The sequence below is a fragment of the Pseudomonadota bacterium genome, from assembly GCA_039815145.1.
Classification (GTDB): domain Bacteria; phylum Pseudomonadota; class Gammaproteobacteria; order Steroidobacterales; family JBCBZW01; genus JBCBZW01.
On the sequence record JBCBZW010000164.1, the window covers coordinates 1 to 9,762 of the forward strand.

Annotated in this window: 9 protein-coding genes; 5 read left to right on the plus strand and 4 right to left on the minus strand. The window is 66.6% G+C overall.

The window, feature by feature from the left end; all coding sequences use genetic code 11:
• Positions 1-116 precede the first annotated feature (116 nt).
• The 4 genes from AAF184_22715 to AAF184_22730 all read left to right on the plus strand — a co-directional run bounded on the left by AAF184_22715 (position 117) and on the right by AAF184_22730 (position 4,774).
• Positions 117-863, plus strand: coding sequence for a VacJ family lipoprotein (locus AAF184_22715; GenBank protein ID MEO0425166.1), 747 nt, complete (start codon positions 117-119; stop codon positions 861-863).
• The gene (locus AAF184_22720; protein MEO0425167.1) at positions 856-3,336 is read left to right on the plus strand and encodes an MMPL family transporter; all 2,481 of its coding nucleotides are present in this window, start codon (positions 856-858) and stop codon (positions 3,334-3,336) included. The genes AAF184_22715 and AAF184_22720 overlap by 8 nt, the downstream gene beginning before the upstream one ends.
• Before the next feature lie 24 nt (positions 3,337-3,360).
• A complete protein-coding gene (locus AAF184_22725; GenBank protein ID MEO0425168.1) occupies positions 3,361-4,011 on the plus strand; it encodes an ABC transporter substrate-binding protein in 651 nt (216 codons plus the stop codon).
• A gap of 331 nt (positions 4,012-4,342) precedes the next feature.
• The gene (locus AAF184_22730; GenBank protein MEO0425169.1) at positions 4,343-4,774 is read left to right on the plus strand and encodes a hypothetical protein; all 432 of its coding nucleotides are present in this window, start codon (positions 4,343-4,345) and stop codon (positions 4,772-4,774) included.
• 42 nt (positions 4,775-4,816) lie between these two features.
• Here the strand turns inward: AAF184_22730 and AAF184_22735 are convergent, their stop codons facing one another.
• The 3 genes from AAF184_22735 to AAF184_22745 are packed head-to-tail and all read right to left on the minus strand — an operon-like array spanning position 4,817 to position 6,500.
• Positions 4,817-5,128 (minus strand): AzlD domain-containing protein, encoded by a 312-nt coding sequence (locus AAF184_22735; protein ID MEO0425170.1) that lies wholly within the window; start codon positions 5,126-5,128, stop codon positions 4,817-4,819.
• Positions 5,125-5,820 (minus strand): AzlC family ABC transporter permease, encoded by a 696-nt coding sequence (locus AAF184_22740; GenBank protein ID MEO0425171.1) that lies wholly within the window; start codon positions 5,818-5,820, stop codon positions 5,125-5,127. The genes AAF184_22735 and AAF184_22740 overlap by 4 nt, the downstream gene beginning before the upstream one ends.
• 17 nt (positions 5,821-5,837) lie before the next feature.
• On the minus strand, positions 5,838-6,500 hold the full coding sequence (locus AAF184_22745; GenBank protein MEO0425172.1) for a nitroreductase: 663 nt from the start codon (positions 6,498-6,500) through the stop codon (positions 5,838-5,840).
• Between the two features lie 214 nt (positions 6,501-6,714).
• Here AAF184_22745 and AAF184_22750 point away from each other — a divergent pair, with 214 nt between their 5' ends.
• Positions 6,715-8,313, plus strand: coding sequence for a hypothetical protein (locus tag AAF184_22750; protein MEO0425173.1), 1,599 nt, complete (start codon positions 6,715-6,717; stop codon positions 8,311-8,313).
• Here AAF184_22750 and AAF184_22755 read toward each other — a convergent pair.
• Positions 8,310-9,762 (minus strand): tetratricopeptide repeat protein (locus AAF184_22755; GenBank protein ID MEO0425174.1); only part of this gene is annotated, 1,453 nt, incomplete at its 5' end. The two genes, AAF184_22750 and AAF184_22755, sit on opposite strands and share 4 nt — an antisense overlap.

Sequence of the window (9,762 nt, forward strand, 5' to 3'; positions counted from 1 at the left end):
GACTGTCGCCCTGGGGCGACCTAGCCAGATGGCTAGGAGCCTGGTGCTGGTGAAAGCGGATCGCCGCCCCCATACAGTGCGGCTGCAGTCCAACTCTTGAGTGAGGAAAGGGAGCGATGGGGATCAAGGGAGCGAGCGAGCCTGCTGGTGGTTACGGCGCACAGCGCCTGGGAAGCGGTCTGATAATCGGCTTGCTGTTGCTGCTCGGCGGTTGTGCCAGCGTGGGCGGCGGTAGCGGCGAGGCCTCGCAGGACCCCATGGAGGGCGTGAACCGCAAGGTGCAGGCCTTCAACGACGGCGCTGATCGCGCCCTGCTGAAGCCCCTCGCTCGGGGCTATCAATTCATCACACCGAATCCGGTCGAGACCGGTGTGTCGAATTTCTTCTTGAATCTGCGCACCCCATGGACCGCGGTGAACCAGCTGCTCCAGGGCAAGCCCAAGCTCGCCCTGGCGGATACGGGTCGGTTCCTGCTGAACTCGACGGCCGGCATCGGCGGACTGTTCGACGTGGCCACGGACGCCGGCTTGGAGGCACACCAGGAAGATTTCGGGCAAACCCTTGCCGTGTGGGGGGTCCCCCCCGGAAACTATACGGTTGTGCCGTTCGCCGGCCCCGCCACCCTGCGTGATGGGCTTGCCGGCATCGTCGATACGCTGGTTTACCCGGTTAGATTCATCGAGGACGATACGGTCCGCTGGTCGCTGGTGGGCACGGATATCGTGCAGACCCGAGCGAAGTTCTTGAGCGCGGAGGCTCTCCTGCGTGGGGATCGATACCTCTTCATGCGCGATGCCTACCTGCAGCGCCGTGAGTACCTGATCAATGATGGCGAAGTTGAAGAGGACCCTTTCCTTGACTGAGGCCGCGGTCAACGCTGGCCTGGCGGCGCTGTGGCGTCGCACGGTCAAGGGTTGCTACCACGGTTGCCTGCGCAATGCACGGCTCATCCAGCTAGCGATTCTGCTGGCTTGCGTGGCGGCCCTCGCCTTCGTCGGTCGCTTTAGCTTCGACGCCTCCTCGGACACGCTGGTGGCCCAAGGCGACCCGGAACTCGCCTATTTTCAGGAGATCGTCGAGCGCTTCGGTCAGCGCGAGGCGCTCTTCCTCACCTACACCCCACACCAAGGCGAGCTGTTCTCCGACCAGCACGTGCAGGTGCTGAAGGCCTTGCAGGGCGAGCTGGAGAGCGTGCCCGGCGTACTTCAGGTGACCTCGTTCCTCGACGTGCCGCTCCTGCGCAGCCCGCCCGTGGCCCTGTCGGAGCTCGCCGACGGCTACGGCACGATCCGCGAAGGCGCTGATCTGCGCATGGCCCGCGACGAGCTGATGGGCAGCCCCCTGTTCCGCGACCTGCTGGTCTCCGCGGATGGCACCACCACCGCACTGCAGGTGGAACTCAAGGACAACGTGCCCCTGCGCGAGGCCAAGCGCGAGCTCGATGTCCTGCGCGCGGTCGAGGGAGGCGTGGACCTGATCGAGGAGGCGGCCGCCGCCGATCGTTACCGGGAACTGAAGACCGCTCATCAAGCCGAGCGCGCGAAGTTGCTCAGCGAGGTGCGCGCGATTCGCGCCGCGTACGAAGACTCGGCGCGCTTGTATTTGGGTGGCGTGCCCATGGTGAGCGCGGACATCATCGATTTCGTTCGCCGCGACATGCGCTTGCTGAGCGGCGCGGTGGTGCTGCTGATGGCCGGCGCCCTCTACGCCTTCTTCGGCCGTTGGCGCTGGGTGCTGATTCCGCTCGGTACCGTGTCGGTGACCGTGCTCATCATGCTGGGGCTCCTGGGATTGCTGGGGCAGCCGGCCACGGCCGTCTCCTCCAACTTCATTCCACTGCTCGCGATCACGACGATCTCCTTCACGATCCACCTCATCGCGCGCTACCGCGAGCTGTGCATCATCGGCTATTCGAACGATCACATCGCCCTCGTCTACGAGACCATGAAGTCGAAGCTCGCCCCGTGCCTGTACACGGCACTCACCACCGCGGTGGCCTTCGCCTCCTTGATGGTGAGCGACATCCGCCCCGTGGCGGAGTTCGGCTTCATCATGGTGCTCGGCATCGGCGTCGGGCTGGTGGTGACCTACAGCTTCTTCGCCGGCATCCTGGTGATGGTCCCCTACAGCAAAAAGCCTAAGCCGCAAACGCAGGCGGCACTGCTCACGGGCTCGTTCTCTAAGCTCGCGACGTCGCGCCCGTGGACGATCCTGGTGGTGTCCGTGGCCCTGGCTGCGGCCGGCTGGGCCGGCATCACGCAGCTGAGCGTGAACAACCGCTTCGTCGACTACTTCCGCAGCGGCAGCGAGATTCGCGACGGCATGGTGTTCATCGACGAGAACCTCGGCGGCACCATCCCCTTCGAGGTGGTGCTCGAATTCCCGCCCTGGGAGCCGGAGGAGACAGACGAGGACGACGATTTCGCCTCCTTCGACGACGACGAGCCGGACGTCTTCCCCGAGCGCTACTGGTTTACGCCGTCGCGGGTCGCATTGCTCGATCGCCTCGAGTCCTACCTCGGCGAGCGGGCGGAGGTCGGCAAGGTCATCTCGATCTCCACCCTCGAGCAGATCGCCCGCGCCTTCAACGACAACAAGCCCCTGGACTACCTGCAGATCACCGCCGTGCTGGCCCTGGTGCCAGAGGAGATCAAGGCGTCCCTGATCCGCCCCTACGCCTCGCCCGCCACCGGTGAGCTGCGCTTGTCGGCACGGATCCACGAGACGGGGCCGAAGTTCTCCCAGGAGGAGCTCTTCGCGGACATCGAGAACTACGCCGTGACGGAGCTTGGTCTCGAGCGTGAGCAGGTGCACGTGACGGGCATGGCCGTGCTCTTCAACGACATGCTCAAGCGCCTGTTCAGTTCTCAGCAATCGACCTTATTAGCCGTGCTCGGGGCCATCCTGCTCACCTTCGCGGTGCTGTTGCGCTCGATACGGCTGGCGATCCTGGGCATCTTGCCGACGGCGCTGGCGGCCGAGAGCGTGCTCGCGGTGATGGGGTGGGTCGGCATCCCGTTGGATATCATGACCATCACCACCGCGGCGATCATCGTGGGTATCGGCGTCGACGACGCCATCCACTACCTGCATCGCTTCAAGGAGGAGCGCGCCCTCGGCCACGACACGGTGACGGCCGTGCGCAACAGCCACGCGAGCATCGGCAACGCGCTCTACTTCACCTCCATCACCGTGGTGGTGGGGTTCTCGGTGCTGGCCCTGTCGAGCTTCGTGCCGACGATCTACTTCGGCGTGCTCACGGCGCTCGCCATGGTGCTGGCGCTGGTGGCCAACCTGGTGGTGCTGCCGGCCCTGCTGATCAAGTTCTATCGTTAATCGCTTGCACACGAGGATGTGATGATGCAAACGAACACCCCCTCACGCACCGGTTGGCTCACGGCGCTCTGGTGCCTCGGCGCATTGACCGGCCTGTCGCTGACCGCCGTGGCGGACCCTGCGGATGACACCGTGCGCGAGGCCACCGATCTCGTGGTCAAGGCTCTCGATGAGCAGCGCGCGACCTACGCGGATGACCCCGCCCCCCTGCGCGATCAGCTCACGGGGATCCTGGAGCAGTACGTGGCCTTCGACCGCATCGTGAGCGGCGTGGTGGGTAAGCACAAGGAAGCGCTGAGCGACGATCAGCGGGCGCGCTTCCGGGGCGTGTTCGTGGAGTCCTTGGTAGACCTCTACGCCGACTCGCTCATCTCCCTCGAGGCGAGGACCATCGAGGTGCGCGAGGCGAAGATCCGCAAGAAGGGTCGGGCGCAGGTGACCATGGACGTCACCGCCGCGAACGGCAAGGACTTCACCCTCGAGTACTCCATGGGACGCGAGGACGACGGCCGCTGGCTGATCCGCAACATGATCGTGAGCGGTATCAACTTAGGCCTCACCTTCCGCAACCAGTTCGACGCGATGATCGGCGAACAGGGCGGCGACGTGGACGCCGTGCTGGTGCGCTGGCGCGAGACCACGACCGAGCAGAACACCAACGCCGCCTCTCGCTGACCTCACCCCCTCGCCGCCGCCACTCCCGGTAGCTATAGATTCAGTTAGCTGGGGCCTCTCAAGGCCCCATCGCTAGCGTCTCCCGCCCATCGCTCGCGCCGTAGCGTTCGGCAAATCGAGAATCGCGGTTCCGCAAACCGCTTGTTATTCCTGCGTGATGTGAATCGCGTCGCAGCCTGTCATCGTCGGGCCGACGGAAATACCCATCACCTTGACTTAAGCCTCCGCCGCGTTTCATAACGGGGACGTGCCACGGACGAGGCCAGGCAAGGGGAAAGCAGGGTCTCGATCGTCACTTCAATCCTGAGCGAAGAAGGGGAGAGCAATGGAGATGAAGCAATTTGGGTCGCTACTGTTAGCGCTGGGCCTTGCGATGGCGCCGGCGGCGAGCCTCGCCGATTGTGCGGACAACGAAGGCGAACAGGGGTGTGCTGAGCCCGCCGCTGAGCAGACGGAAGAGGAGGCTGCCGGCTACACGTGGGAAGAGTTGGTGGAGAAGATTCCGTCGCTGAAGCAGTACGAGCTTGGTTTCCAACGTTCCACCGAGAAGGGGGCGGGTGAGGACGAAGGCACCTATATGCTGTGCCGAAAGGTGCGGGGCAGCGGCAGCCGTATTCGCAGGCGCGCGTGCATGCCCCTGGACGAGGCGCTTGCCCTCGCCACAAAGCAGCGAACGGAGGCGGAGGAGAGGCGCCTGGAGTTCCTCACCAACCGGAGCCTCTCGCCCGTCGTCACCCTGCCGCGGGTGAGACAGAGCTTCTAGCGCGCCGTGCCTATCGCCACGGGGCGCAAGCTCCGTGGCGCCTCACGCCGCAAGCGCGCCCAGGCCCCAGTACACCGCCATGGCGCCGATCAGGGTGATCACGTGGTTGCGCGTGATCGCCGCGGTGGCGACGGCGGTCACCATCCCGAGGGCCGCCGGCCAGTTCAGCTGACCGAGGCCCTCGCCGCCCACCAGCATCGAGACCACCAGCGCCGCCATCACCGCGGGCGCCACGTACTCCAGCACGCGTCGCGCTACCGCTGGAAACTCTCGCTTGGCGAGCAGCAGGATGAACAGGGCGCGCATCCAGTAGGTGCCCGCGCCGGTGATCACGATGGCCAACAACACCTTCATGCGCGACGCCTGCGCAGTTCGAGGAAGAGCCCCAGGGCGATGCCGACCGCGGCCCCCAGCAGGAGCCCCGTGCGGTTCGGGAATTCGCTCGCGAACAGGGTGACGGCGCCTGCCACGGCCGCCACGGCGATCTTCTCCCAGCGATCGATGGCCATCACCAGCAAGCTCGTAAACAGCACCGGCGCGGCGAAGGAGAGGTCGAGGGCCTCGGGCAGCAGGGGCCCCACGTAGATGCCGAGGGCGGTGGCGACGGCCCACAGGGTCCAGAAGCTGAAGCCATTGGCGAGGTAATAGGCGCGGAAGGTGGCCGGATCGATGTCATCGCGCAGGGTGCTGAGGGCGAACACCTGGTCCACCAGCACGTAGGGGCCGAGCCATCGAAACCAGGTCGGCTGCTCCCGAAACCTCGGCGCCAGCGCCACGGAGTAGAGCAGGTGTCGGGCGCCGACGATGAGCGCTGCCGTCACCGCCGCGGCCAGCGATGCGCCCTCGCCGATCAGGCTCAGGAGCGTGAGCTGCGCCGCGCCCCCGAAGATGATCGGTGACGTTGACCAGCCCAGCCAGTGGCCCACGCCGGATTCGACGACCACCACCCCAAACACGAAGGCGAAGGGCAGCACGGGCACGAACAGCGGCAGGCAATCGAGGATGCCGTCGCGGATTGGCCGCGGAGCGTCGGTGGGCGTGGACACGAGGCGTCGCCGGCGGGTCAGTCGTGGAAGACGACGCTGTTGGCCAGGGGCTCACGCGTCGTGCGCGCACGGTTGGCGGGCGCCTCCTCGTCCGCGTAGCCGAAGGACATGCCGAACAGCACCCCGCGACCCTCCGGCAGGGCGAACATCTCGCGGATCGGGTCCGGGAACTGGCCGAGGGCGCCCTGCATGCAGGTGGCGAGGCCGTGCTCGTGCATGAGCAGGCTGAGGGTTTGTGCGTAGATGCCCACGTCGACGGCGCCCATGATGTCGAGGTAGGTGTCCATGGTGAAGATGGCCACGTGGGGCGCATCGAAGAACTGCCAGTTGCGCAGCATCGCTTGCTGGCGAGCGAGCTTGTCCTGGCGGTCGATGCCGAGGGCGCCGTACAGGGCGTTGGCGGCGCCGAACTGTCGCTCGCGATGTTCGTTCTGGTAGGCCACGGCCCAGTTGAAGTCCGGGTTCGGCGTCTGCCGGGTCATCACCTCCTTCACCAACGCGGCCTTGAGTTGCTCGGTGGCGCCGCCCGAGGCGACCAGCACCTGCCACGGTTGCACGTTGCAGTTCGACGGGCTGCGCTGCGCCTCATCGAAGATCTGCGTCAGCAGCTCCGGTGCGATGGCGTCCGGGCGAAAGCCACGGCAGGAGTAGCGCGAGGCGAGGATCTCGGGAAGGGACATGGCAACCTTGGGCGAGGGTCGATGGGCGAAGAAGCGCATCCTGAGGCAAGCCGCTGGCCAAGCCAAGTCGTCATCCGCTGCGAGCGTCGACCCGTGACGTGCGACGCCATCGCCAACCAAAGCGCCTTGCTATGATCGGCCACCGTTCGCGCCTGGTGCCGACCCGCTCGATTCTCGGCGCGCCTTCTCGCCACCCGTTGGATGCTATCGCCCCATGAGCACCTCCCCAGCCGCCGATCACGTACGTCTCTCGCAGAGCGACCTCTGGCAGCGGCAGAAATCGTTCTACTGCCGCGAGGGCGTCGCCGCCTGGCAGGGCAAGGTGCCCTTCTACGCAACGAGCAACGCGTTCATCGCCAACGCCTACGCGCAGATGATCCTCGCCTACATGCAGGACACGGCGGCGCGCCTGCCCGGCGATGCGCCCCTCACCTTCCCGATCGTGGAGGTGGGCGCAGGGCCTGGCATCTTCGCGTTTCATCTCGTGCAGCGCATGAAGGATCTGCTCGCGCTCGTCGACGAGCCGCGGCTGCGCTTCACCTACGTGCTCACCGATGTGGCCCAACGCAATCTCGATTTCTGGAGCCACCATCCGGCCTGGGAGCCGCACCTCGAAGGCGGCCTGGTCGACTTCGCCGCCCTCGACCTGCTCACGGACACGGACCCGACCCTGGAGCTGGCCGGCACGCCGCTGTCCAGCCTCGGTACCGCCGGCGACGGACCCCGAGCGCCGATGATCGCCTTGGCCAACTACGTGTTCGACTCGATCCCCACGGACGTCTTCCGCGTGGAGAACGGCGTGCTCGAGGAAGGCCGGGTGCCGCCATCGCCTACCTTCGAAGCGGACTATCCCGAGAACTACGCCGTCACCCTCGACGACATTAACAGCCCTATTAGCTATCAGCGCGCGACGCTGCCGTACTACGGCGACGAGGCCAAGGATGCGGTGGTTCAGCGCTACCTCGACGACGAGCGCGAGGGCTACTTCTGCCTGCCGATCGCGGCGATGGAGGTGTTCGACAAGCTCGCCGTCCTGGCCGATCGCGAGCTGCTCCTGATCAGCAGCGACAAGGCCTACGCCGCCCACGCGGAGCTGTTCGCCGCCTACGAGCCCGAACTCGCCTTCCACAATGAAGCGCACTCGATCATGGTGAACTTCGAGGCCCTCGGCGAGTACTGCCGCGTGCGCGGCGGCGACGCCTACCATCAGCGAACCCAGCAAGGGCTCGCGACCTCCGCCTTCCTCCTCGGCAACCAACTCGCCGCCCTGCCGCGAACGAGGCTCGCCGCGGAATCGCACCTCAACGGGTTCAGCCCGGGTGATCTCTTCCGCATCTCCGCCCACCTGGCGGACTCGCCGGGCGATTGCACCCTGGAGGTGTTGGTCGCCCACATGAACCTGCTGCGCTGGGACCCTGACCTCTTCAACCAGCACCTCGAGCTGATCCTGAGCAAGGTACGCGAGGTGGACGCCAGCGTCTGGAAGGATCTCGCCGACGGCGCCCGCCACGCCGCCAGCCAGGTCTACCAGGTGCCCGAGACGCCGGACACGCTCGTGAGCATCGGCTGCGTGCTGCAGGAGATGGAACTCTACGACGATGCCCTGCAGTGCTTTGAGCTGTCGCAGCGACAGTTCGGGGCGACCGCCCTCGCCAGCTACCACATCGGCCTGTGCTACCTCGGGTTGGAAGACAATGCTAACGCCGTGGCCGCCCTCGAGGCGTCCGTGGCGATGAACCCCGACGATGTCACCGCCAAGGGGTGGCTGATGCAGGCCCGCGAGTGGCTCGCCGAGGAGCAGCAGACCTCTTAGGGCGAGGCTTGCACAGCGTAGCGCGCAGCCAACGTGGGCCGTTCCCAACGCCCGTACAAGGTGACGAGAGCCTCGCGCGCTTCTCGTGTCGCCTTATGGGTCTCGCCGAGGGAAGTTGTTAGGCCGTCGTAAGCCGTGAGTAGCAGGGATTCCGCCTCGGCGTAGCGCTCGGCCAACGAATGGCAGGCGCCGAGGCGCCGGCGCACGTCGTGACCGATCCAATGCCCCGGCAGGGTCTCATCCAGAATCGCGAGTGCCTCGGTGAAGGCTCGCTCGGCCGCTTCGGCCTCGCCCGCGTCCATCTCCAGGCGTCCCAGGTTGGCCAGGCCGATGCCGATGTCCGGATGGGTCTCGCCGAAGTTCGCGCGCAGGATGGCGAGGGCGCGCTCGAAGCTGCGCCGAGCGTCGTCCACGTCTCCGAGGCGTTGTTCGGCGCGGGCGAGGCCGTTCCACAGGAAGGCGTTCGTCTGATGCTCGGGGGCCAGGTGCTGATCGGTGATAGCGAGGGCGCGGCGGTACTCAGTCGCCGCCTCGTCCCAGCGCTGCACGCTGGCGAGGGCATTGGCGAGGTTGTGGAGTGGTTCGGCGAGGCGAATGTCGTTGTCACCGTGGCGCTTCACCAAGCGTCCAAGTCCCTCTTCGCTCAAGGTGATCGCGGTGTTCGCATCGCCGTCCGCGAGGGCGAAGCTGGCGAAATTGATGATCGCGTCGGTGAGGAATGCCGGCTCCGTCGCGCCGTGCGCCCGGGCGCGGGTCAGGGCGCGGTCGTACAGCGGTCGTGCCTGGGCCAAGTCGCCCTGGCGGTGGAGGATGCGGGCGCGCAGCTGATCGCTCTGGGCCAGTGCCACCGGCTCGGCGTGGCTTGCGTACGTCGCGCTGACCTCGTTGGCGAGGCTCAGTGCCTCCGCGTACTGACCCTGACGCTCCAGCACCGTGGCGAGATCGTAGAGCGTGCCGCCGAGCACCGCAGGATCCGCCTGATCGACAGTCGTCAGGTGCTCGCGGGCGCGTTCCAGTGAGGCTTGGGCCTGGGGGTAGAGCGAGAGGCTCGTGAAGGCCTGGCCGATGGCGCGCTCCAGCTGGGCTTGCATGGCCGGTTGTCCATCGAGCTCCACCCGCACGCGTTCGGCGCCTCGCGCGAGCAGTTCCTGCGCCGTCACCGTGGCGCCCCCGGATGCTTCCGGGGTGGCGAGGGAAAACACGTCCACCAGGAAGGCCTGTACTTCGTTGGCGCGATCGCGCTCGGCGGCGATGCGCGCGTTCTGCGCGTTGGCGTTCACGGCCGCGAGGCTGCTGACCCCTGCGACGGCCACGAGCGCCACCGTTGCGATGCCGGCGAACGCGCTGGCCAGGGCGTTGCGCCGCAGGAACTTGGCGAAGCGATAGGCGAGGGACGGGCCGCGGGCGGTCACCGGTTCGTTCGCGAGATGCCGCATGATGTCCTGGCGC